Genomic DNA, 19,292 nt, shown 5'->3' with positions numbered 1-19,292 from the left:
CGGCCCACCTCGCAGCGAATCCGCCGCGTCATTCTCGACCAAGAAGGAAGCACAGCTATGTCATCCCAGACCCAGACCCAGGCACCCAGCCTTCGCGCCGCCGTCGAGTCCACCGACCTCAACGTGCTCATGCTGGTGGAATTCGGTTCCCGCGCTTACGGTGCAGCGACGGTGGAGTCCGACCATGACCTGCTCGGCATCTACGTCGAACACGACCGCCAGCTGTATGGCCTCGAAGTTGCCGAAACGCAGAGCTACCGGCTCCACGCCGACGGCGAACTGGTCCGCATGGGTGTATCGAACAAGCCGCGCAGCCATGCCGACGACATCGAATTCCTCCTGCATCCGCTGCGGAAGTACGTGTCGCTCGCCGCTGCAGGTAACCCGTCCGTGCTGAGCACGCTCTGGGTGGACACGAGCAGCGACCTCGGAGTCATGACGTCGCCTGCCGCCGAGCTGCTGCTCGCCCACCGGGACGCGTTCGTGTCCAAGCACGCCGGGTTCCGTCACGCGGGATACGCCCGTGCACAGCGCGACGCTCTGCTTGGCCTCACGAACAAACGCACGAACCGTCCGGAGCTGAAAAATCTTCACGGTTTCGACTCGAAGTATGCCTCGCACCTGATCCGGCTGCTGATGGCCGGTCTTGACCTGGTCCGCGAGCACGCGTATCACCTGCCAATGAAGCCCGAGCAGACCGAGCTGTTGCTGGAGATCCGCCGCGGCGAACTCACCCTCGCCGACGTGCTCACTCTCTCCGAGAAGCTCGAGAACGAGCTGATGACCGAGACCCAAGATTCGAGCCTCCCCGACTCGGTCGACTTCGGGTTCCTCAACGACCTGCTTCGGCAGGTTCGCAACGAGCACCTCGGCCGCTGACGAGCCTGTATCGTCACCCGAATACGCGCACCTGAATGCAGAAGGAAACGAGCCTCATGAATCCCGCCACTCCTGCCGCGGCCGCCGGCGAACCGGACGCCGTGACGCCCGAGCCGATGCTCTGCCGCGCCAAGGACCCGAACGGCGAGCCCTGCGTCAGGGACCGTGCACACCCGTACTCGGACTCGGCAGGTCCCAAGACGGCTCACCACACGGCCGACAAGACGGCCTTCTACGGCGGCATCAAAACGCCGGCTCGGTTCTATCTGGGGCCGGCTGATACAGGGCACGTCTCTGAGGCCGACCGCCAGACCTGGATGCGCCTCTAGCGTCACCTGAATACCCCATGACCCGCTGGAAGTCACTGCAACACCTGCTTCCAGCGGGCCTTTGTCGACCCATTTTTCCGCCCAGATTCCTTTCGTGCCCACACCTGAACCAGGAGACACCCTCATGACCAGCCCCGTATCCACTGCGCCCACCGAGGCCTCCCGTGTCGCGGACTACGACGCGCGCGTCCTGGCGACCATCGTCACGGCCTATCAGACCGAGTTCGAGACTCGTGGATCAACGATGTCCGGCCACTTCGCCGCCAACGTCGCTCGCGCCGTCCTCGCAGCGGGAATATCCCGCTCGGGTGACCCCCTGACGGACCAGATCGACATCATGCACCTCCACGTCAGCGCGCACGACCTCTGGTTCGCCGGCGCCTACAAGTGCCAGGAGCCCGGATTCCACTTCCGCGACTTCCTCGCGGCCGAGCTCGTGGCCAACCGCTTCTTCCTCGACGAGTCGATTGCTCGCTGAGCTGCACCCCTCCCCCGATCACCAGCGTCACCTCACGCCCAGAAAGCGAGCTCCGATCATGGACACTGACATCCGCATCGAAACCGACCTCATGCCCGAGATCAAGGACCGCGCCGAGCTTGCCAGCGAGACGGGTTTCACCGGAACCCTTGCGGCGTTCCTGCAGTGGCTCGACGACGCGTGCATCTACGGCGGCGTCGTGATCCATGAGCCGTCGCTCAACAGTTTCGGGCACCCCATCATCAAGGTGGAAACCGTCACCTGCGGCTACTCCTCCGACGAGCACCTGCTGGGCCGCGTCGCCCAGAGCGTGCTCGTCCGGTCGCGCTGGGTCTCCAGTCACCGCGGGGGTCTCGTGGTCTATGAGTTCCCGACCGACTGGGTAGCCAGCGTGGACGAGCAGGCCTGGCTCGAACCCGAAAGCGACGTCTTCGACACCGTCTATCGCGTGCGCCGGGTTCGGCTGTACGACACGACGGGCTACTACGTTGAGATGGGCTACGACGGTGTCGCTGAGCTGCTCTTCAGCGAGCCCGACCGTGACATCAACGAGCCGGCGGGCCTGCTGATAATCCGTCCGGCCGTCGATCAAGACGTGTCCGCTGTCGACGCCCAGCTCTGACACCACCTGCAGCAACGAAGGCCCGCCGGGAGACGCGCACACGCGATCTCTTCCCGCGGGCCTTCGTTCGCTCTCCTGAACCATTTCATTCCACCCTTTCGCGTCCCCACCAGAATCGAGATCCCTCTCATGACTGAGACACCAAGCGCGCAGCTACTGCCGCCCCATTTCTCTTGCGATTGCGTTCCCGACCTCGGGCCGAAGCACTGCCACCGCTGCAGCCAGATTGCAGGCAGCGGCATCGTCGAATGGGAGAACGCGCCCTGCCGCGAGATGGTCGAGGGCTTCACCTACTCGGTTCTGCTTACGGCGCGCTCCGACGCGGCGTTGCTGCTCGTGTCGGATGCGTTCGACGCTGAGTGCCAAGCGCCCGCTGTGGCCATCGCCGAGACGCCGGCGTGCGAGAGCCTCGCGGACCCTGCGATTGCTGTGGGGGCCATCCCCACTCCAACGAAGCCCGTGCCCCGTCCGTCCAAGGTCGTGCTCCTGAGCGCTCACGAGGGTCAGGAGATGGCCGCGACCTCCGGGCCCTGGCGTTTCACGAACCTGGCCCGCGATCAGTTCCACGAGCTCGAGCTCAGGAGAGACGACATCGTCAGGATTCTGGAAGAGCCCCACGTGACAACGCCGTCCCAATCGGGAACGGCCACGAACCACTTCGGTGAGGGGCTGCTGATCATGGTCGACGAGGACGAAGAGTGCGTCATCTCGATCATCAAGCGCCACGCGCCCGCCGCCGTCGGAAGCGCCAGCTACACGGATGCACCGTTCTCGACCAAGTCGCCCGCGCTCCGAAAGGCGCACAGTGGCGGCGCCGGTCGAAGGATCCCCTCCAACTGGAAGGAATTCCTCACAGCACTGACAGCGCACGGCTTCACCACTGAACTCGGTGGCAAGGGTCACCACCTCACCGTGCACCCGCTGCATCCCGACGTACGCATCTCGGTGCCCGGCTCGCCGAGCGACAACCGTTCGTACATGAACGCTGTCGCCGACATCAAGCGCCGGACCGGCATCGACATCACCAAATCGAAGGACTGAACCCATGCCCAAACGAACAGTTTTCTACCCCGATCGAAGCCACCAGCAGAAGATGCACGCGCGTGCGATCGCCGTCCAGTCCTTTCTGGCCGCGCCCTTCACCAAGCTCAGGATGCCGAAGCCGAAACTCACCGAGGTGCCGGCTGTTGCGCCCGTTGCTTTGCCACATGAACACCTCACCGAAAGGCCGCCGGTCGACTCCATCGGTCGAGTCGTAGCGCACTCTCGGTGCACCGAAGACGACAACGGGGTCCTGGTCGACTAGGGACACTCCGACGGGCGTGTGCGCTGCTCGTTGGACGAGCTGGCGCTGGTCGTCGACGAGCTGCGTCTCTGAGCGGTACTGGCGCCCTTCAAGCGAACAGCCAAGAGCCCTGCGACACAGTCGCAGCGGGGTGACTTGCGACGAGAAAGATGACTCGTCCCCAAGCATCCCGCGATCCCGCGGAATCAGACAGCCCGATTCACACAATCCAGAAGAGGTTCACCATGCTCACCATCCTCAAGACAGATGTCGCTGTTTCGTTCGGTTCGTACCGCACAGAGGGCACCATCCTGCACGACCCCGAACGCCAGATCCTGGTCATGTCTGACCCGATGGAGCCGGACGAGGTCATCAGCAAGCGCCTCGACGCCTACGGCTACTTCCCGGCCGAGGACGGCACCACCGTCTTCATCACCGACTGGAGCGAGAACGAAGGCCTGGCGGCATCGCTGGTCGCCGCCGGCGTCATCGAGATCGTGCGCGAGCTGATCGTCGGACCGTTCAAGTCGCGGGCCTACGAGGTGCGCGTGCTCCCCATGGGAGCCGCCGCTGCAGTTGCTGCGCCCGTTGCCGAGCTGGCGGCGGTGTAACGATGGTGGAGAAGTTGACGCCCTCCAGCCCGAATTCTCGGATCATCGACCCGGGCATCACGCTCCAGCTCGCCAACGGCAAGAGCCTGACCGGCCGCCTCGAGTACTTCATCCCGTCCAAGAACCTCGTCGTCTTCGATGATGACTCTCTCGAACCGGTGACGCTCACTGTCCTCGTCGCCGAGGCACCCAGCGAGCACGCTGCTCTGGGATCGGACGAAGTGCTGCTGCGCAACTGGACCGATCTGCGGGGCGCGCCCGCCGCGCTGGCCGGCGTCGGAATCGTGGAACTCACGGGTCAAGAGGTGAAAGTCGGCATGTTCCGGCTCCAGGCTCTCGTTGCCCGACTGCTCTGACCTGCTATATCCCATCCCAATCACCCGAGTAGGAGCAACATCATGCCTGAACAGACCACACCGCTGGCCCCGCCGGCCTCTGCCGCGGCGCGTCTCGCGGTGCAGATCGCGGACATCACAGCTCGCGCAAAGGCGGAAGCGCAGATCGAGATTGGGCCTGCGGAAGTTGAGCTCGCGGCGGCCCGCGATGACGTCGTGCGTGCTGAGGCGCGATTGGTCCGGGCGGTTGCCAGCGTGCGCGAGCTTCAGGACCTCCTCGGAGACGTCGCAACGTGCGACGTCATCATGACTCAGGACGAGGTCGACAGCCACAACGTCGAGATCCAGTACGACGAGCGCGTGGACCCCATGGTCTTCGGGCACTCCCTCAACAGCAACCCCTAAAACCAGGGCGAGGGCAAGAGCCAGAGCAAGGTCTTCGCGAAGCGCAGACCGGGTAGAACCGTGAGAGTGATGCTCTCAGACCTGAAAAGGGAGTTTCACCGACCAAGCCGCATAAGTGAACCGAGGACGCTCGGAAGCAGCGTGAGCAGTCTGGTGAAGCTCCCTTTTCATTCCCAAACCACAACGAAATACCGCGCAGCAAGGCGCTGCGACCAAGTACCAACTCCCTAGAGCAGCACAGCTGCTTCCGGGGGGATAGGTGACGGAGGAACATCCTCTGCACCCAAGAACTCAGGTCCCGACACACGTCGACGACCACCCTTCCAAAAGGAGAACTGAAATGACGAACCCCCTCAACACCGGCACGCTCGTTGGCCGCGTTTCGCAGGACATCAAGGAGTTCCCGAACAACGACGGCAGCAAGGTGCTCCTCGTGACCGTCGCCGTCGACAACAACTTCACCTCGGGTGCCGACAACACCGCCAAGACCCAGTACGTGCCCGTGCGCGCGTTCCTGGCCAAGACCGTCAAGGGTCGCGGCTCCTGGGACCGCGTCCACAAGGGCGACCTGATCGCCATCCAGACGCGCATCTCGTCCGAGCCGTACCAGAAGAACGGCGAGACGGTCTACCCGGCGCCGACCATCGAGGTCGACGGCTTCCCGCAGTTCCTCGAGTCCAAGTCCGTCACCGAAGCACGCGCCGCGCGCAAGGCTGTCGAGGCGCCGACCGCTCCGGAGACCCCTGCCGAGACGATCGCTCGCCTCACGAAGGAACTCGCCACGCAGGCCGCCCCCGCGACCAACTACGACGAGACCAGCCCGTTCGCGTAGCTCCATCGCTGCGGCAGAACGCTGCAACACCTCGTCGAAGACGATCCACGGGCCATCCATAGATCCTGACACCAAGTGCTCCGAGCCATATAGAGGCCGTAGCCGAGAACCAGGAACTCGCTCAGATGAGCAATGCCCTCATAACTAAATAGACGAGAAACCCTGCCCGGAGCACACGCTCCTGGGTGGGGTTTCTTTTTTCCCAGTGACACGTCGAGCAATTCGTTTACGCGGCGATTTCGAGGCAGTAGCAACACGGCACAGCCGTGTCGGAGAGGCCTGTGACAGAGAGAAATACCTGTCTAAAAGCTTGCATGCCCGTCCACCTGGACCGCACGAATCGACCGATCAAGGAGCACCGATGATTCACATGTCCCCGTACCAGAGCTGGACCACGGTGCTCCTGCTCGTCGTCTTCGCCGCCGCCATCGTTTGGCTGATCCATGAACTCAACCGTGCTCGTGCCGAAAGCAGCCGCCTGGCTGCCAGCGCCGCCGATGTTCGCCTGGCTACTGCAGCCGCCACGACTGTCCGCTACGCCAGCGTGACCGAGCTTCGGCCCGATCGTGCCCGCCAGCTCACCCTCGTTCCGGACCTTCCCCGTGAAGCGTCCCCTGAGGTCTACGACTGGCAGGTCAGCGGCCTCTAGGCCGGCTGCTCCCGCCTCGCGCTTCCTGCGCTGCCCGAACATCCGCTGATACTCAGCGCCCCCATGCAAAGCCAGTTCTGACCTCTCACCAAGGAGTACCACCTTGTCCCCTCGCACCATTGAGCGCGCCGATTCTCGTGCAACCAAGTCCACGCAGGTCGCCCCGTCCGTCCGGACGTTGCTCGCCCGCACCGGCCACTTCACCGTGTCGACGCCGCTGCTCGCCGCCTACATCGGCAACGTCATCGTCCGCGAACAGTTCGATCACTTCATCGACGAAACCGTCAAGTGGTCCTTGGCCATGTTCGACGTCACCTGCATGAGCGGTGGCGCCGCCTCGCGCAGCATCGCCGAGATCGGCCTGGACGTCGACGAGTACATCGAGAACCGCATCGAGACGACGACGGACATCGAGCTGAAGCTCGCCATCACCGCTGTCCTTCACTCGCTGGAGACCGTCTACGGCAAGCAGCTGCACCTGACCGGTTGGCTGCCCGGCTACCGCGTCGCGGAAGGCCGCACCGTGCTCGAGCTCAGCGGAGACGCCTGCCCCAACTGCCTGGTGAACCCCACCGGCTACAAGGTCAACAACAAGAGCACGACTCGCCACTGCCTCAACAGCGAGGACTGCGGCTGGATGAGCGCCTAGCGCTCGCTCCCGGCATCCTCACCGGCATCGCCCGCAAGCAGCACCCGCGTGACCACGCACGCGCCCACAGAACGACGGCACGACCAGCACGACACCCGCATCACCTCGCAAAGCCATTCCTCATCAAGGAGAAGAAACCATGAACAACTGCCCCAGCTGCGACGACGTCGAAATGATCGTCACCCACTCCGGTCACACCTGCTGCCCCGTCTGCGGTTACGCCGAGTAGCCCGACACCCTCAAGAAGATCCAGGAGAACAGGCCATGGCAAACACGCAGAACCTTGTGGGCATCCGCTGCCCGATGTGCTTCGAGACCGGCGGCTTCGTCATCCAGAAGACCATGAACGTCACCATGCAGGACGACGGCTACGACTCGATGGGCGGCCGGTTCCCGAACGACCAGTTCCCCGGCCGAGTCATCGCCGAAGAGGACGGCTTCCAGGACGATGACCCGATCATGTGCGCCAACCGCAACGGTTGCGAGCACCGGGGCACCGTCCACGAATTCCTCGAAATCACCCAAGACACCACCCGCGAATACAAGCACGAAGGAGCACGACGTTGACCACCACAAGCATCAGCATCCGCATCACCGAATCGCGCGGCCCGGTGCGCCGACGCGTGAACATCCCCCAGTCCGATGTCAAGACTCAGGACTGGTGGGACGCCCAGGGTGACGTCTCCACCTCCCTTCGGCTGCTCGTCCTCGAAGAGGTCGCCGCCCACGGGATCGTCGACCGGGTGAACCGCACCGGTTCGCGGAGGGTCCAGGCCGCAGTACCGGTCCAGGCCGCGACGCCCGTCGCCACTGCGCATCTGGGTTCCCCGTTCGTGTCCGCCGTGCCGCCGATCGCAGCTGTGCCGGTCACACCCGTCGCGCCGGTCGCTCCGGCCATCCCTGCCGACCCGAAGGACGCCGTGATCAACGAGCTCAACGCCCGAATCGCGGCGCTGCAGGACGCCATGTCACCGTTCCTGACCTTCAGGATCAGCCCGGATGACGACCTCGTCGTTAGCCCAGGCGACCAGGACGACAAGCCGATCGTCACCGTGCTCGGCACGGGCTCGGCGGCCTAAACCGCCTCGTTGGCGAGTTTCTCTGATCCCGATGCGAACCGCTGCCACGTGCAGCTCGTATCGGGGTCGGGGTGGCGACTCCAACTACATGCATGACCCCCGACATCCCACAGAGACAGGACGACCAATCATGACCGAGCACATCACCTGCCATAACACCGGCTGCAAACGCTCTGCGGCCACCGATCAGCTCTACTGCTCGATCGACTGCGCATCCGTCGACGCATGGAGAGTGCGTCGGTCGCCGGTGACAGCCGCCAACACGCCCACCGCCGCCACGCGCCCTCTTGAACCGGGCGACCGGGTAATGATCCGTCGAGACCTCGACCATCCCGCGTGGAAGACGCAGGTCGAGTCCGATCCTCGTGATGGTGGATATGCCTGGGTAGCCAATCCCGAAATCGAGGAAGAGATCGGCGTCGGAACGATCGTTCGCTCGCACCTTCGACCGAAGAGTGGCGAGGTCCTCGTCGATAACGGCTTCTGGTACGACATCGCAACCGGCGTCCAGTCGAACTCCGGAGCCACCCGCGTCACCCGGCTCACCAAGTAGCCGCGCACCACCCCGTCACCGAGACCAGAAAGAGAGCGTCCGCCATGCACCCGCAGCTCAAAGACCAGATCGACATGCCCGACTACAACCCGGCCGCCAACGCCGGCCGCGGCGCCTGGGGCCTGCGGGACGTCTCCGAGGGAACCGTCACCTTGCACCCGACTGACATCGTGCGCTGCGTCGACCACGGCGCGATGAACTCCGTGTCGGCGACTCGGACCCTGTGGCGATGTCTCACCTGCGGGCGCGCCGCGTACCGGCCGCTGGTCCCGAACCTGGCACTGAGCCTCACCTCCACGACGCTGCCCGGTGGCATGTGCGTTCCCGTCTTCGCCTATGACGACGGCCGCAGCGTCCTCGGCCTCGGACACATGGAAAACGAGAAGTTCCTTCGACACGCGAGCCTCCTGCTCGAGGTGCTCGGCATCGACTTCAACGAACTCGACGCCGGCGGCATCATCCGCCGGTACGCACTGCTCCGCGAGGAAGCCGACGGTTCCCTGACGATCATGTGGAACGTCTGGGGCACCTGGGAGCGCGTTACCGAGACCACCGCCGGCGCGATGCCGGTGACCCTGATCGAGATCTGAAGGAGAGCTGAGCTATGACCGAAAAGCACGCCGACGTGACTGCGCAGTTGCGTCCCCTCGAATCGGGAGACGAGCTCCCCGTCATCGACACAGTGCCCGCTCTCGACGCGCTCGTCGTGGGCGATGTGATCCGAAACAAGCGCGGCCACGTGTGGCTGGTGGACGACGGAGAGACCGACGGCACCGAGGTCCGGTACCTGGGCGCCGGCGTCAAGGATTACCGCACCGGACGCGTCCTGCTCGAGGTCTACGGGCCATTCACGCTGATCTTCACTACCACCGTCGCGCCGTCGTAGCGTGCATCCCCGGCCACCACCGGGTGTGCGCGTGGCAATTACGCAACCGATCCAATCACTCCACCCAATAACCCGCACAGACCACAGCAGACACCGAAACCAAAGGATGAACACCATGGCACTCAACAACCGCACCGCACGCCGCGGCGACAAGTTCAAGCTCGATGGCGGCATCTTCACCGTGCACACGATCTCCGCGCCGGGCACGGGCGGCCGCTCGTACGCCGTCGGCCCCATCATCGGTGCGCACCTGCACCCGGGTGGCTACGCCATCACGATCGACGAGGGCGACACCGGCGTCGAATGGATCGAACGGCGCGCCGCGCACGTGGCTGTGTTGGAAGCGCGCCGCAACTAGACGACAACGCAGGACCAACCGAAGGGGGCTCCCATGGAGCTGTATGAGACGAAAGTCCGACGCGCGGCGGCAAAGATTCGCCTGCAGGAAGACGCCGAGAGGCTGGTGCGCGAGGAAGACGAGCTCGCCCGGGTGACTGCAGTTCGCGAGAGCATTGCTGCCAACCAGGCCCTCTCGAAGGCGATCATCGAGAAGGAGGCCCAGGAACGTCGTCAGGCCAAAGCGGCGTGGGACGCACGCGGACCGAGCAAGTACCTGCCGATCGTCGCGCTGATCGTGGTCGCCTGCGTGGTGATGACCTTGTTCGTGACCGGCGTGATCAGCGGCGCCCAAGCTCCGCCCTGCGCTGCCACGGTCGCCCGCTGGTACGTGTGTGGCAAGTGACCCAGAACTGTAATGTGACACACGTGAAGGACACCGTGGAAAACCAGAGTGCAAGTGGGCGTTCGACGGCACGAAGAACCGGTGAAGTAAGCCCCGAGAGCCACCTCGCGCGGCGGGTGCGAGACAGGACGCGGGTCCAGGCGCTGTGGGCCGTTGTCGCCGCCAACCTCGCGTTCTTCTCGGGGCTATCCTTCAACCTTCCAGCCTTGCAGTGGGTCTCACTCCCCCTGTACCTGCTCGCCCTTTCGCTGGGCGCGTACAGCATCCGGCTCGCGTTCAGAGCTCAGAAGATCGACGACAGAGAGGCGAGCCATGAGTAGACCGGAACCTACGCCCGAAACCGACCAGGCGATTGCCGAATTTAGGGCTGAAAGCCACCGCCTGTGGGCCGTGCGCGGTCGGCGTCTATTCCAGTGCCTGCTGCTCATTCTCGCTGGCGTGGCCGTGTTCGTTTGGGGTGCGCTTCTGCGAGTCGACACCTTGGTGTGGGTTGTGGCCGTCTTTTGGGCGAGCGGATTTGTGGTGTTGATTGACATCATGCGAATCCGCTTCGCCTCCGAAAACGTCGATTTCAAGGTACGCGAACTGGATCCCGATGCACGACCACGCCCGTCGCTCTGGAAAGAGTTTGGCTTCGACATTCGGACAGCGCTGGGAATGCGCCCCGACAGCGTTGAGATGACGCCATGAAGAACCCGATCCACACGCCGGTAGACACGCTGCAGGCCCAGTCCCGCCACCTCTGGGATGCGCGCAGCATCCGTCTGTTTTGGAGCACGCTCTTCATCCTCGGGGGCGCGTTCATGTTCGGCCTCGCCTGCCTCCTTGACCGCCGCGAATTCGCGTTGGTCGTGTCCGCCATGTGGATATTTGCGTTCGTGCTCATCGCGGATAGCCTGCGCCTCCGCTTCAAAGCCTCGAGGCTGGACTCGATAGTGAGCAGCCGCACCGGTAGGCGGCAGACCCGCGGGTCTCGCTCGGAAGAGTTCCTCAGAGGTGTTCGAGGGGCGCTCGGCAAGCGCCCTAGCTGACCTGAACGGTCAGCCGAGCAGGCAACAACCCTCGTGGCAAAGCCACGTTCGGGGGAAGACGTGACGCGGTAGTTCAACCGATTTCAAGCCCCCTGGCGGAGTGCAATCTCCCAGCAGACTGAATTGGCCGTATCGAGCCTCTCTTGCACGAGCAGCTCGATCGAGAAAGAATGCCGGCCTGTTAAGCCGGAGATGGAGTGAAAACCTCCCCAAGTCGTCCCTCATCAAGAGCCCCGCCACCCCTCATCGGGCAGCGGGGCTCTTTCTTTTCCCGACGCCGACATTCGACGCTCCGCGTCGTCCCCCGTGCTACACCGCCGAGACTATTCTGGAGACCACCATGACCGACACATACGAGCAACAAGTCGCCCACCGCGCCGCGGAGCTCCAGCTGGAACGAGACGCCGAACGTCTCCTGCGCGAACAGGACCGCCTCGCCGAATTGAAACAGTGGCAAGCGGAGAACAAGAAGGACGCGCTGGAGGCGCGCGAGCGGCAGCGGCAGAACCGCGTTGCGCAGGCCGACGCCAAGGCTCGATGGGCTGCACGGGGTCCGAGCAAATACCTGCCACGGATCCTGATCAGCCTCGCCCTCATCGCCGGCATCGTGGTTCCTGTGAGCCTGATCATCGCGTCAGACGCGCCACGACCTGAGTGCTCTTTTGTCGCGAGGCTCGCTGGCGAGTGCACCGTTCGCTGACTCGTCGCCGAAAGAGCCCCGCCACCCTTCATCGGGCAGCGGGGCTCTTTCTTTTTTCGGGCACCTGATGAACCCGCGATCCGGCAGCAGGATAAAGTGCCCGCATGGAACCCGAATCCCTGGGTGCAGACCCGAACTGCGAACAGTGCCTGACTCGCATGCACGTAGCTGGAACGGAAGACCATCCGTTCTGGCGCTGCCCGTCGTGCGGCTTGGCGCTTCTCGCGAATGGTCTCGAATTCGATCGGAGTCAAACGTCCTAGCGCTGCTTGTGTGCGGCGCCGGTGGTAGGTCCGTCCGGAGCTAGCTGCACACGTCTGCGACTAGGCCGTTGCTTCCCGTGTAGACATTGACGTCAGCGACCAGGCCCTCGTATGTCTGGCCGCTGACGGTGACCGACACGTAGTCCCAGACCTCGCTGCTGCCGTAGGTCCCGTAGACCAGATCGCCGACTCGCTGGCAGATGATGTGGACGGCGGTGCCCTTGGGAAGAAACGTGACTTTCGGGCAGTTGGTTGAAGGCCACTGCACGGGGTGGTAGCAGTCACGGACCGTTGCCCCCGCACCGATCGTGCTCACTTGCGCTGGGTACCAGCTCGCGGACGCTGGCAATGCTGTGGCCATCACGCCCGCCGATGCGAGAATGATCGCTGCTACTGCGGCTGTACGAATTTTCATGTCTTAGCCCCCCGTTTGTTGTGACTGAATCCTAGGACCTCCCCGGAGGCTGGATCAATAGATTTTGAAGGCGGATATGGGACGCCGAGTGCCATCCGTTTCGCTGCGTTTGATTGCGGCAGTAGCGACGGTGCCCGCCGTGCGGCTTGGCGCTTCTCGTGAATGAACCGCAGCTGGTCTGAATTCCCGGTTGAGTCCGGCCCGAGCACGTTATGGCTGGCGGAGAGCGCGCGCCGAGCGAGAATAGAACGATGAACTGGGACCTGGCACACCGCCCGCGCGACACGAGCGAACCGACGACGGTGACCGTCGACGCGCCAAGCAGCCTGGCCGCCATCGAGAAGCTGCGCGCGTCGATCCCCGCCGACCACCTCGTGCTCTACGTTCGCGTCGCCGCCTGAACCTCGCGGCAGAGCCTCCGGCACAACCCGGGGCTAAGGTGGACCCACTGGGCCTGATCGCGCCGCTGTCAGCACCCCAGCTTTCTTCGCACGGGCGGCACCCCCCCTCATCACCACGGCCGAATCGGCCATCTCAACGCGCAAGAAAGCGGTCCCCACATGGCGGTCGAAATTGTCAAGCTCCAATTCGTAGGTGGCGAGATTCCTTGTCTGGAATACGCCCTCGAACAGGTCATCGAGCAGCTGGAAGTGACCGGTCAAGATGCACACACGCACATGTACCGGTACATGCTCGCCAGGGCCAAAGCAGCCAACCGCGAACTGGTCTAAAGCCAGAACGCTGCACTACCTGAAACACGACGAAGCCCCGAGGGATCATCCCTCGGGGCTTCTCTTTTTGTCACAGCGCACACCTGTCCAGCCGGTCCAGCCGGCGCCCGCCGCCCCGCGTATCCTGTGTCGGATAATTGTGAGATGGACTCCGACAAAGCCCGCGATGCACCCGATACCCGGGTGTACGCCGAGACCCTGAAGCCCGTCGAGCCTGATAACGGTATCGAGCAAACGCCCCCGCCGTTCAGCCTCACGGATGCCGAGCTGGGCCGCCTGCTGGCGACTGTGGCCACAGAGCCCGTCGACGTGTTCGCCTGGGTGAGGTACCCCGCCGTGTCGGTCAACGTGCAAGGCCGCGCGCTGGCCTGGACCGCTCGAGCGGTCTACATCGAGTGGGATCACCGCGGCACGCACCGAGCCTGGGTGTGGGCGTCAGCCGTTCAGCGCGGCGGGCTATCCGGCTAGAGCTGGCTGAGATGCGGGCACGGCGGGATCAACGGGCACCGCGACCGCGAAGATGTTCTGCTTGAAGAGGTGGTCGGCTCCCACCGTGCCGCCACAGGTCGTCACGACGAGCTGCCGCACGCCGTCCGGAGACCAATACTCCTGCGGGAACTTGGTGTGATCTTCAACCCGCATCTGGGTCAGCTTCCAGCTCTGAAGCGCCCCGGCCGCGTCCTTGGTGTACATCATCTCGCCGCCCTGGAGCCGGTACAGGTACCTGAGCGCGCCCCAAGCCGTCCGGGTACTGACGTGCGAGACGATCAGCGTCGTTCCTGTCTGGCCCCCAAACATCGGGGCGCCGCCGGCGTAGCGAACGCCGTGCGTAGGATCCGTCGGAATCTTGATCGTCTCAAAGCCCGCGTAGTGACTTGCAACGACGGTCTTGTCGGCCTCGATCGGCATGTACGTACCCAGCGCCGGGATGAACAGCGTGTCCGGCGCCATCTGCGCGGTCGACATGCTGCCGCCGCCGTCCAGCGCTACGGGATCCGTTCCAGTGGGCCCGGTAGCCGGCGCGGATGCCGGATTCTCGAACTGGCTGGCGGGCAGCGGTGCGTCGACGCTCTCAGGCGTGAACGCCTTCCACACCAACAGGCCTGCCGCCAGCACCAGGACGACCACGAGCATGCTGAGCAGGACGGTGCCGAGTCGACTGGGCTTCTGCTGGGGTCTCTTCGCGCTCTTCTTCGTCGGACGTGGACTCTTCGTCGGAAGGAGTTCGGGCTGTGATGGGTGTGAGCGAGGCGGCGTGAAGGATGAGGTGCTGGAGCTACTGGCCCAGGAAGGACGCGGTGTGGTGTTCGTCATGCGTCCACCGCATCGTCAGCGGTCTGGTCCTTCGACGCCTCGATGAACTCCGTCATCGCCATGACGGCGGCCTCGGCTTCGGAAACGTTGCGAGAGTTGAAGAACCAGCGTTCGGCAGCCTCCGCCGCGGTATTGCGGAGACGATTGATACGCTCGGCTTCTGTCCAGACCGCCAGCTGCGGGTCATCCGCCGGCAACAGGAACTGGCCCCGGTACGGGTCCTTGCCGAGCTCCAGGACTTCATCGGGTCCGGGCTTGAACCTGCGCCCGTCCACGATGATCTGCGTCGCGGTGACGCGTTCGACGACAGTCATCCTGAAGCTGTGATTGCGGTGGCTTCCACCCCTTGTGACGAGAGCCACCAGTGATCCAGGGACGGCCCAGGGAGGGAGCGAGGTGGTCATGTGATGTCCTGTCGTGCGTCGCTGGGATGAATGTGCCTGCCGCCGCAGTCACAAGGACCACGGCGGCAGGCACGGGATTGGGGCGGCTCTGGGAGCTGGTCAGGCAGCCTTGGCGGCGGGAGTCTTGCTGGCGGCCAGCGTGGCCTTGGCCTTCTTGACGTCCTGTTCCTCCACGATCGTGGCGGCGATCAGGAGGCCCTCCCTGTTCAGGTGACGCGAGTAGCGCACGTCGAGGAAGAGCACCGGGGTGCCCTCGGACACCACATCCAGCAGCAGCGGGTGCAGCGATTCGCGCACCGAGCCACTGCCACCACCGAAGACGTAGACGACCTCGGTGTCGCGGCCGACCTCGGCGAGGATCTTCCGGAACTCCTCGACGACCTGCTCAGAGAAAAGAGCAGCCTGTTCGGCGACGATCGCTGAGACCTTCTCGTGCTCCGCGCGCTTGATGGCGCTGGGCGTGGAAAGCAGGTAGTCGGCCAGGGCCTTACGCGAGTTGAAGCCGAGCTTGGCCTTCTTCAGCGGGCTGAGCGAGTTCAGCAGCACGGTGCCGTAGCCCTTGTCGAAGGTGCGCGAGGCGTCCCCGTTGAACTTTCCGTCAGAGTAGACCGGGAAGTTGACCGTGCCCTCACCGATGTCGATGCCGACCGTGCTCCGGGCCTCGAAGATGTCCTTGCTGGTGATCCCCTCGAGCGGCTGGCCGTTGGAGCGCACGTCAGCGAGCATCGTATCCACCAGCCCGAAGCCGAGCTGGCTGATTGCGAACTGGGCAGAAGCTCCCTCTGCTGCAACCTGCACGTCAACGAAGGTGACCCGGACGATGACGGGGGTCTCGAAGTTCAAGACCGTGACCAGGTGGACGCCCTTCTTGAAGCTCTCGGCGTAGGTCAGGCGGTGTTCGCGGTACTCGTCGATCGGCAGCGCCAGCGCAACACGCGCCTCCACGTCGAGCTGGTCGGAGGGAAGCACGCCGTGCTTGTTGACGTAGTCGCGGACGGCTTTGCCCGCGAAGACACCGAGCACGAGCACCTTGGAGAGGGATTGTTCAGCCTTGCTGATGCCCGAGACCACGTCGAATTCCTCGAACCGAGGCGTCTGCGCTTTCAGCGCGCGGCGACCGAAGAGGTGGCGGTGCGTGGAGTGCACCAGCGGGGTTGCGAAGGTGACGTCGAGTTCGTTGAAGATGTCCCCGGCCAGAATCTCCGGTGCAGCCGTGTCGGGGGTGGGAAGGTCAACGGCCCCGGTGACGAGCGCAACACCCGAGGGGAGGTCGAACTTGTCGACCTTGCCGTCGGCGCCGCGCAGGGCTGCCTTGACGTAGCCGTTTCCGACGTCTACCCCGCCGGTGATCTTGAGCTTGCTCATGGTGATGGTTCTCCTTGTGGTCGTGAAAGTCGGTGTGCATCTGGGGTGAAGCCGGGGTCACGCCGAGCGGCGCGGATGAAGCAAGAGCGGGAGGGTAGCTGCGCTACCCGTTCATCAGGTCGTCGATGAAGCTGTTGCCACCCGCTGCGACCAGCTGGGGTACGGGCGCGGGGGCAGCAGGGGCTGCAACGGCACGGACCGGCGCCTGAACGGGCGCTGGAGCCGTTACGGCGACCGGAGGGGCAACCGGGGCAGGTTCATGTGCAACGGCCTGGAGCGGGTCAAGGATGGCCGGAGCATCCGGACGAGCGTCATCGAGGGTGAAGACGCGTCCTTGGCGGGCGTCTTCCCCGCCGAGTTCGTCGAGCTCGTCGACGCCGATGCCAGGAGGACGTCCGCGACGAGGGAGCTGGGCCACGGGACGATATGCCGCGTCGGTGTAGCCGTTGCGCTCGATCTCGTTGCGAATCAGGAGGCGCACGGAGAGGCCGGAGTCCTTCTGGACATCCCACCAGGCGAGTACTGAATCGTCGGCCTTGGGGATGGAGATGCGCTTGCGTTCCGAGTTCTCGTCGGCGGAGATTCTGGCCATGGCGCGCCCCCTTTCTTGTGTCTGCTGGTTTAGGTGCGAATATGCGTTTTCTGCTGAGATACGAGCATATCGTAACCGCATCCCGAACGGCAAGCCGTGCGGGTGTGTCGTGGTCACTTTCTGGTCAGACAGTGGCCCAGAAGTGGTCACGCGGTGGTCACGCCCCTGTTTTCCAACTGTTCCCAGACTGTTGCGGCCCGTTTCTGGCCAGCTCCTGACCCGCTGCTGGTCCGTTCCCGGCCTTGCGCGGGCCCACGAAGAGCGTCAGCACAGACGGAGACGCACTCGTCTCCCGGCAGAGCCAAGGCGGCACAGCGCCGCCTCGGGAAGGTCCCGAGGGCTCTCTGCACGCAAGCGAGCAGTCCACCGACCGAGGAGAGAACATGCCCCTTTCTACGCCGCCCGAGTCCTTCCACGTCGCCCTGACGGGTCACCGACCGAGCAAGCTGGCCGGCTACGACCTGACACACCCGTTCTACGTCGCGCTCCAGTCGTGGCTGGAACACATCATCAGCACCGGCCTCAACCAGCACCCACATCTCACCCTGCACTCAGGTCTCGCGCTCGGCGCGGATACCGTGTGGTCTCAGGCGATCCTCGCGATGCGCGAGCGGTTCCCGGATCGCATCTCGTTCGTCGCGGAGGTCCCCGTGATGACCCAGTCCTCGCAGTGGCCGGCGAAGCGGGACACACAGTTCTGGCAGAAGCAGATCGACAGTGCCGACCTGGTCAACGTCTACGCCGAGAGCTACACGCCGCGGGCGATGCAGCTCCGCAATGAGGGCATGATCCGCGCCTCCCAGCAGGTCCTCGCCGTCTGGGACGGTTCCACCGGCGGGACCGGCCACGCTGTGCGGTTTGCCGAGAAGAACGGCATCCCGGTGTTTCGGATGACGCCGGAGCAGATCCGCGATTGCGCGGGGAACACCATCACCCACTGAACAACACCCCATCGAACATCACGCACCGAGAGGAATCATCATGCCGATCCCGACGAGCACCACCGTTCCGGTCGCCAGCGGCACCGCAGGCTTCATAGCCCCGCCCGACCTCGCCATTGCAGGAGCTCGCATCAGCGCAGCCCTGCGCCTGGCCCGCACCGATGCGGCCGCCGATTCCCGGACGGTGGATGACCCGGAAACCCCGGAAGACCTGTCCTGGATCCACCGCTATCGTCGCCGGCTGCTCGACTTCCTGGGCGCCAGCCCCGACGTCGACCTCGACGCCGTCAACATCGTGGCGGGCTACGAGGCGCCGTACGAGTGCTTCGGACACTCCGGCGGCGGGTACTTCTCGATCGACGTGTCCTGGCAGGAGATGGAACCCCGCAAGGGGCCGTTCTCCAGGGAGCGCGACTTCGAGGGGCCCTTCGAGCGTCACGCACAGCTCACCAACGAGCAGGTCGCCCAGTTTCTGAGCAGCCTGGAAAGCCCGACGTAGAGCTTCGATTCCGACCACAACAGAGAGAGGGCCATTGTGCCTGAGAACAAGATGCCCGTGCCACGTGCCACCACTGCCAGCCCCTACGACTCGCAGCCGACGCCCACCAACGCGAGCGTGCCCATCACCCGTTTCAGGGACGGGAACCGCTTCCTGTCGAACTTCTGGTTCGTTCCCCAGGGGGTCAGTTTCGACCAGATGACGGGTCCGACCGTGGAGCACGTCTTCCAGGCGGCCAAGACGCTCGACCGTCACCAGAGGGGCGCGATCCTGAACGCCCGCACCGCCCTCGAGGCGAAGACGCTCGGCCAGAAGGTCGACCTGCGGCCGGACTGGGAGTTCCTCAAGCTCGGCGTCATGGCCGCGCTGCAGGGATCCAAGTACTCCGACCCGCAGCTTGCCGCGTTGCTGATCGCAACGGACAACGCTCACTTGGAGGAGGGCAATCACTGGCACGACACCTTCTGGGGTGTCTGCTCGTGCAGCGCTCACGACGCAGTCGGTGAGAACTGGCTCGGTCGTCTTCTGATGATCAAGCGGAGCCTGCTACTGGCGTGACTCACCTGTACCCAAAACAGGTCACATACCCAGCCCCAACCATTGCATGCACTCGCATTCCCACATACGATAGTGAGTGCACGTTACCCCTGTTTTGGGGGCATCCCCGAAACAGGGGGTAATTCCGTTGTTAGGGGTATCCCCA

General features: G+C 64.3%; 34 protein-coding genes. 29 read left to right on the top strand and 5 right to left on the bottom strand.

The annotated features are described in order from the left end of the window. Positions 1-57 precede the first annotated feature (57 nt). The 23 genes from MQH31_RS18330 (at position 58) to MQH31_RS18220 (ending at position 12,065) form a co-directional block, all read left to right on the top strand. Entirely contained in the window at positions 58-879 is an 822-nt protein-coding gene (locus MQH31_RS18330; protein ID WP_243013258.1) for a DNA polymerase beta superfamily protein, read from the top strand. 56 nt (positions 880-935) lie between these two features. After that, complete coding sequence (locus MQH31_RS18325; RefSeq protein ID WP_243013257.1) at positions 936-1,208, top strand: hypothetical protein; 273 nt, start codon at positions 936-938, stop codon at positions 1,206-1,208. Positions 1,209-1,332: 124 nt separating this feature from the next. Further along, the gene (locus MQH31_RS18320) at positions 1,333-1,686 is read left to right on the top strand and encodes a hypothetical protein (RefSeq protein WP_243013256.1); all 354 of its coding nucleotides are present in this window, start codon (positions 1,333-1,335) and stop codon (positions 1,684-1,686) included. 58 nt (positions 1,687-1,744) lie between these two features. Next, entirely contained in the window at positions 1,745-2,308 is a 564-nt protein-coding gene (locus MQH31_RS18315) for a hypothetical protein (RefSeq protein ID WP_243013255.1), read from the top strand. A gap of 129 nt (positions 2,309-2,437) precedes the next feature. Continuing rightward, positions 2,438-3,349, top strand: coding sequence for a hypothetical protein (locus MQH31_RS18310; RefSeq protein WP_243013254.1), 912 nt, complete (start codon positions 2,438-2,440; stop codon positions 3,347-3,349). Positions 3,350-3,353: 4 nt separating this feature from the next. After that, entirely contained in the window at positions 3,354-3,614 is a 261-nt protein-coding gene (locus MQH31_RS18305) for a hypothetical protein (RefSeq protein ID WP_243013253.1), read from the top strand. A 224-nt stretch (positions 3,615-3,838) separates the two neighbouring features. Then, positions 3,839-4,204: a hypothetical protein gene (locus MQH31_RS18300; protein ID WP_243013252.1), complete on the top strand. Its 366-nt coding sequence runs from the start codon at positions 3,839-3,841 to the stop codon at positions 4,202-4,204. Positions 4,205-4,206: 2 nt separating this feature from the next. Continuing rightward, entirely contained in the window at positions 4,207-4,560 is a 354-nt protein-coding gene (locus tag MQH31_RS18295; protein ID WP_243013251.1) for a hypothetical protein, read from the top strand. Between the two features lie 42 nt (positions 4,561-4,602). After that, the gene (locus MQH31_RS18290; RefSeq protein WP_243013250.1) at positions 4,603-4,944 is read left to right on the top strand and encodes a hypothetical protein; all 342 of its coding nucleotides are present in this window, start codon (positions 4,603-4,605) and stop codon (positions 4,942-4,944) included. Positions 4,945-5,284: 340 nt separating this feature from the next. Next, positions 5,285-5,776, top strand: coding sequence for a single-stranded DNA-binding protein (locus MQH31_RS18285; protein WP_243013249.1), 492 nt, complete (start codon positions 5,285-5,287; stop codon positions 5,774-5,776). Between the two features lie 361 nt (positions 5,777-6,137). Next, the gene (locus tag MQH31_RS18280) at positions 6,138-6,425 is read left to right on the top strand and encodes a hypothetical protein (RefSeq protein WP_243013248.1); all 288 of its coding nucleotides are present in this window, start codon (positions 6,138-6,140) and stop codon (positions 6,423-6,425) included. 103 nt (positions 6,426-6,528) lie between these two features. Beyond that, on the top strand, positions 6,529-7,074 hold the full coding sequence (locus MQH31_RS18275; RefSeq protein ID WP_243013247.1) for a hypothetical protein: 546 nt from the start codon (positions 6,529-6,531) through the stop codon (positions 7,072-7,074). Positions 7,075-7,338: 264 nt separating this feature from the next. Further along, on the top strand, positions 7,339-7,641 hold the full coding sequence (locus MQH31_RS18270; protein WP_243013246.1) for a hypothetical protein: 303 nt from the start codon (positions 7,339-7,341) through the stop codon (positions 7,639-7,641). Then, the gene (locus MQH31_RS18265) at positions 7,638-8,153 is read left to right on the top strand and encodes a hypothetical protein (RefSeq protein WP_243013245.1); all 516 of its coding nucleotides are present in this window, start codon (positions 7,638-7,640) and stop codon (positions 8,151-8,153) included. Before MQH31_RS18270 ends, MQH31_RS18265 begins: the two co-directional genes overlap by 4 nt. Positions 8,154-8,283: 130 nt before the next feature. Beyond that, positions 8,284-8,706: a hypothetical protein gene (locus MQH31_RS18260; protein ID WP_243013244.1), complete on the top strand. Its 423-nt coding sequence runs from the start codon at positions 8,284-8,286 to the stop codon at positions 8,704-8,706. A gap of 44 nt (positions 8,707-8,750) precedes the next feature. After that, the gene (locus tag MQH31_RS18255; RefSeq protein ID WP_243013243.1) at positions 8,751-9,296 is read left to right on the top strand and encodes a hypothetical protein; all 546 of its coding nucleotides are present in this window, start codon (positions 8,751-8,753) and stop codon (positions 9,294-9,296) included. A gap of 14 nt (positions 9,297-9,310) precedes the next feature. Further along, positions 9,311-9,592 (top strand): hypothetical protein, encoded by a 282-nt coding sequence (locus MQH31_RS18250; protein WP_243013242.1) that lies wholly within the window; start codon positions 9,311-9,313, stop codon positions 9,590-9,592. A gap of 115 nt (positions 9,593-9,707) precedes the next feature. After that, the gene (locus MQH31_RS18245) at positions 9,708-9,950 is read left to right on the top strand and encodes a hypothetical protein (RefSeq protein WP_243013241.1); all 243 of its coding nucleotides are present in this window, start codon (positions 9,708-9,710) and stop codon (positions 9,948-9,950) included. Between the two features lie 33 nt (positions 9,951-9,983). Further along, positions 9,984-10,334, top strand: a complete 351-nt coding sequence (locus MQH31_RS18240) for a hypothetical protein (RefSeq protein ID WP_243013240.1) — start codon at positions 9,984-9,986, stop codon at positions 10,332-10,334. A 23-nt stretch (positions 10,335-10,357) separates the two neighbouring features. After that, positions 10,358-10,654 (top strand): hypothetical protein, encoded by a 297-nt coding sequence (locus MQH31_RS18235; RefSeq protein ID WP_243013239.1) that lies wholly within the window; start codon positions 10,358-10,360, stop codon positions 10,652-10,654. Then, entirely contained in the window at positions 10,647-11,024 is a 378-nt protein-coding gene (locus MQH31_RS18230; protein WP_243013238.1) for a hypothetical protein, read from the top strand. The genes MQH31_RS18235 and MQH31_RS18230 overlap by 8 nt, the downstream gene beginning before the upstream one ends. Further along, positions 11,021-11,365 (top strand): hypothetical protein, encoded by a 345-nt coding sequence (locus MQH31_RS18225; RefSeq protein WP_243013237.1) that lies wholly within the window; start codon positions 11,021-11,023, stop codon positions 11,363-11,365. The genes MQH31_RS18230 and MQH31_RS18225 overlap by 4 nt, the downstream gene beginning before the upstream one ends. A 340-nt stretch (positions 11,366-11,705) precedes the next feature. Further along, positions 11,706-12,065, top strand: a complete 360-nt coding sequence (locus MQH31_RS18220; protein WP_243013236.1) for a hypothetical protein — start codon at positions 11,706-11,708, stop codon at positions 12,063-12,065. A gap of 303 nt (positions 12,066-12,368) precedes the next feature. On the opposite strand, the gene MQH31_RS18215 is transcribed toward MQH31_RS18220, so the two are convergent. Next, complete coding sequence (locus MQH31_RS18215) at positions 12,369-12,644, bottom strand: hypothetical protein (protein ID WP_243013235.1); 276 nt, start codon at positions 12,642-12,644, stop codon at positions 12,369-12,371. A gap of 350 nt (positions 12,645-12,994) precedes the next feature. Here MQH31_RS18215 and MQH31_RS18210 point away from each other — a divergent pair, with 350 nt between their 5' ends. The 3 genes from MQH31_RS18210 to MQH31_RS18200 all read left to right on the top strand — a co-directional run bounded on the left by MQH31_RS18210 (position 12,995) and on the right by MQH31_RS18200 (position 13,942). Continuing rightward, positions 12,995-13,144, top strand: coding sequence for a hypothetical protein (locus tag MQH31_RS18210; protein WP_243013234.1), 150 nt, complete (start codon positions 12,995-12,997; stop codon positions 13,142-13,144). A 159-nt stretch (positions 13,145-13,303) separates the two neighbouring features. After that, positions 13,304-13,474 carry a hypothetical protein gene (locus MQH31_RS18205; RefSeq protein ID WP_243013233.1) on the top strand — a complete coding sequence of 57 codons (171 nt, stop codon included), beginning with the start codon at positions 13,304-13,306 and terminating at the stop codon, positions 13,472-13,474. Between the two features lie 144 nt (positions 13,475-13,618). Next, positions 13,619-13,942, top strand: a complete 324-nt coding sequence (locus MQH31_RS18200) for a hypothetical protein (protein ID WP_243013232.1) — start codon at positions 13,619-13,621, stop codon at positions 13,940-13,942. Here MQH31_RS18200 and MQH31_RS18195 read toward each other — a convergent pair. The 4 genes from MQH31_RS18195 to MQH31_RS18180 form a co-directional block, all read right to left on the bottom strand. After that, positions 13,931-14,608 carry a class F sortase gene (locus tag MQH31_RS18195; RefSeq protein WP_243013231.1) on the bottom strand — a complete coding sequence of 226 codons (678 nt, stop codon included), beginning with the start codon at positions 14,606-14,608 and terminating at the stop codon, positions 13,931-13,933. The two genes, MQH31_RS18200 and MQH31_RS18195, sit on opposite strands and share 12 nt — an antisense overlap. 176 nt (positions 14,609-14,784) lie before the next feature. Continuing rightward, positions 14,785-15,102, bottom strand: coding sequence for a hypothetical protein (locus MQH31_RS18190; protein ID WP_243013230.1), 318 nt, complete (start codon positions 15,100-15,102; stop codon positions 14,785-14,787). A gap of 189 nt (positions 15,103-15,291) precedes the next feature. Continuing rightward, positions 15,292-16,557 (bottom strand): ParM/StbA family protein, encoded by a 1,266-nt coding sequence (locus tag MQH31_RS18185; protein ID WP_243013229.1) that lies wholly within the window; start codon positions 16,555-16,557, stop codon positions 15,292-15,294. A gap of 103 nt (positions 16,558-16,660) precedes the next feature. Beyond that, the gene (locus MQH31_RS18180; RefSeq protein ID WP_243013228.1) at positions 16,661-17,149 is read right to left on the bottom strand and encodes a hypothetical protein; all 489 of its coding nucleotides are present in this window, start codon (positions 17,147-17,149) and stop codon (positions 16,661-16,663) included. A 383-nt stretch (positions 17,150-17,532) separates the two neighbouring features. On the opposite strand from MQH31_RS18180, the gene MQH31_RS18175 reads away from it, so the two are divergent. From MQH31_RS18175 to MQH31_RS18165, 3 genes are read left to right on the top strand one after another with little or no spacing between them, the layout of a single operon-like run. Then, entirely contained in the window at positions 17,533-18,090 is a 558-nt protein-coding gene (locus MQH31_RS18175; protein ID WP_243013227.1) for an SLOG family protein, read from the top strand. A gap of 40 nt (positions 18,091-18,130) precedes the next feature. Then, positions 18,131-18,589: a hypothetical protein gene (locus tag MQH31_RS18170; RefSeq protein ID WP_243013226.1), complete on the top strand. Its 459-nt coding sequence runs from the start codon at positions 18,131-18,133 to the stop codon at positions 18,587-18,589. 57 nt (positions 18,590-18,646) lie between these two features. Then, positions 18,647-19,147: an NADAR family protein gene (locus MQH31_RS18165; protein ID WP_243013225.1), complete on the top strand. Its 501-nt coding sequence runs from the start codon at positions 18,647-18,649 to the stop codon at positions 19,145-19,147. Positions 19,148-19,292 lie beyond the last annotated feature (145 nt).

It is taken from the genome of Cryobacterium zhongshanensis, assembly GCF_022760445.1.
In the GTDB taxonomy this organism is placed as follows: Bacteria; Actinomycetota; Actinomycetes; order Actinomycetales; family Microbacteriaceae; genus Cryobacterium; species Cryobacterium algoricola.
Note: the sequence above shows the minus strand (reverse complement) of the source record. Positions and strands in the feature narration are given on the sequence as shown.

Excerpts from the sequence above, each read along its gene's own strand:
- MQH31_RS18220 (WP_243013236.1), top strand. The coding sequence starts at position 11,706 with ATGACCGACACATACGAGCAACAAGTCGCCCACCGCGCCGCGGAGCTC.
- MQH31_RS18270 (WP_243013246.1), top strand. The coding sequence starts at position 7,339 with ATGGCAAACACGCAGAACCTTGTGGGCATCCGCTGCCCGATGTGCTTC.
- MQH31_RS18320 (WP_243013256.1), top strand. The coding sequence starts at position 1,333 with ATGACCAGCCCCGTATCCACTGCGCCCACCGAGGCCTCCCGTGTCGCG.
- MQH31_RS18195 (WP_243013231.1), bottom strand. The coding sequence starts at position 14,608 with ATGCTCGTGGTCGTCCTGGTGCTGGCGGCAGGCCTGTTGGTGTGGAAG.
- MQH31_RS18180 (WP_243013228.1), bottom strand. The coding sequence starts at position 17,149 with ATGGCCAGAATCTCCGCCGACGAGAACTCGGAACGCAAGCGCATCTCC.
- MQH31_RS18300 (WP_243013252.1), top strand. The coding sequence starts at position 3,839 with ATGCTCACCATCCTCAAGACAGATGTCGCTGTTTCGTTCGGTTCGTAC.
- MQH31_RS18255 (WP_243013243.1), top strand. The coding sequence starts at position 8,751 with ATGCACCCGCAGCTCAAAGACCAGATCGACATGCCCGACTACAACCCG.
- MQH31_RS18305 (WP_243013253.1), top strand. The coding sequence starts at position 3,354 with ATGCCCAAACGAACAGTTTTCTACCCCGATCGAAGCCACCAGCAGAAG.
- MQH31_RS18295 (WP_243013251.1), top strand. The coding sequence starts at position 4,207 with ATGGTGGAGAAGTTGACGCCCTCCAGCCCGAATTCTCGGATCATCGAC.
- MQH31_RS18325 (WP_243013257.1), top strand. The coding sequence starts at position 936 with ATGAATCCCGCCACTCCTGCCGCGGCCGCCGGCGAACCGGACGCCGTG.
- MQH31_RS18290 (WP_243013250.1), top strand. The coding sequence starts at position 4,603 with ATGCCTGAACAGACCACACCGCTGGCCCCGCCGGCCTCTGCCGCGGCG.
- MQH31_RS18310 (WP_243013254.1), top strand. The coding sequence starts at position 2,438 with ATGACTGAGACACCAAGCGCGCAGCTACTGCCGCCCCATTTCTCTTGC.
- MQH31_RS18230 (WP_243013238.1), top strand. The coding sequence starts at position 10,647 with ATGAGTAGACCGGAACCTACGCCCGAAACCGACCAGGCGATTGCCGAA.
- MQH31_RS18170 (WP_243013226.1), top strand. The coding sequence starts at position 18,131 with ATGCCGATCCCGACGAGCACCACCGTTCCGGTCGCCAGCGGCACCGCA.
- MQH31_RS18240 (WP_243013240.1), top strand. The coding sequence starts at position 9,984 with ATGGAGCTGTATGAGACGAAAGTCCGACGCGCGGCGGCAAAGATTCGC.
- MQH31_RS18280 (WP_243013248.1), top strand. The coding sequence starts at position 6,138 with ATGATTCACATGTCCCCGTACCAGAGCTGGACCACGGTGCTCCTGCTC.
- MQH31_RS18200 (WP_243013232.1), top strand. The coding sequence starts at position 13,619 with ATGGACTCCGACAAAGCCCGCGATGCACCCGATACCCGGGTGTACGCC.
- MQH31_RS18185 (WP_243013229.1), bottom strand. The coding sequence starts at position 16,557 with ATGAGCAAGCTCAAGATCACCGGCGGGGTAGACGTCGGAAACGGCTAC.
- MQH31_RS18330 (WP_243013258.1), top strand. The coding sequence starts at position 58 with ATGTCATCCCAGACCCAGACCCAGGCACCCAGCCTTCGCGCCGCCGTC.
- MQH31_RS18260 (WP_243013244.1), top strand. The coding sequence starts at position 8,284 with ATGACCGAGCACATCACCTGCCATAACACCGGCTGCAAACGCTCTGCG.
- MQH31_RS18175 (WP_243013227.1), top strand. The coding sequence starts at position 17,533 with ATGCCCCTTTCTACGCCGCCCGAGTCCTTCCACGTCGCCCTGACGGGT.
- MQH31_RS18315 (WP_243013255.1), top strand. The coding sequence starts at position 1,745 with ATGGACACTGACATCCGCATCGAAACCGACCTCATGCCCGAGATCAAG.
- MQH31_RS18245 (WP_243013241.1), top strand. The coding sequence starts at position 9,708 with ATGGCACTCAACAACCGCACCGCACGCCGCGGCGACAAGTTCAAGCTC.
- MQH31_RS18205 (WP_243013233.1), top strand. The coding sequence starts at position 13,304 with ATGGCGGTCGAAATTGTCAAGCTCCAATTCGTAGGTGGCGAGATTCCT.
- MQH31_RS18210 (WP_243013234.1), top strand. The coding sequence starts at position 12,995 with ATGAACTGGGACCTGGCACACCGCCCGCGCGACACGAGCGAACCGACG.
- MQH31_RS18190 (WP_243013230.1), bottom strand. The coding sequence starts at position 15,102 with ATGACTGTCGTCGAACGCGTCACCGCGACGCAGATCATCGTGGACGGG.
- MQH31_RS18285 (WP_243013249.1), top strand. The coding sequence starts at position 5,285 with ATGACGAACCCCCTCAACACCGGCACGCTCGTTGGCCGCGTTTCGCAG.
- MQH31_RS18225 (WP_243013237.1), top strand. The coding sequence starts at position 11,021 with ATGAAGAACCCGATCCACACGCCGGTAGACACGCTGCAGGCCCAGTCC.
- MQH31_RS18250 (WP_243013242.1), top strand. The coding sequence starts at position 9,311 with ATGACCGAAAAGCACGCCGACGTGACTGCGCAGTTGCGTCCCCTCGAA.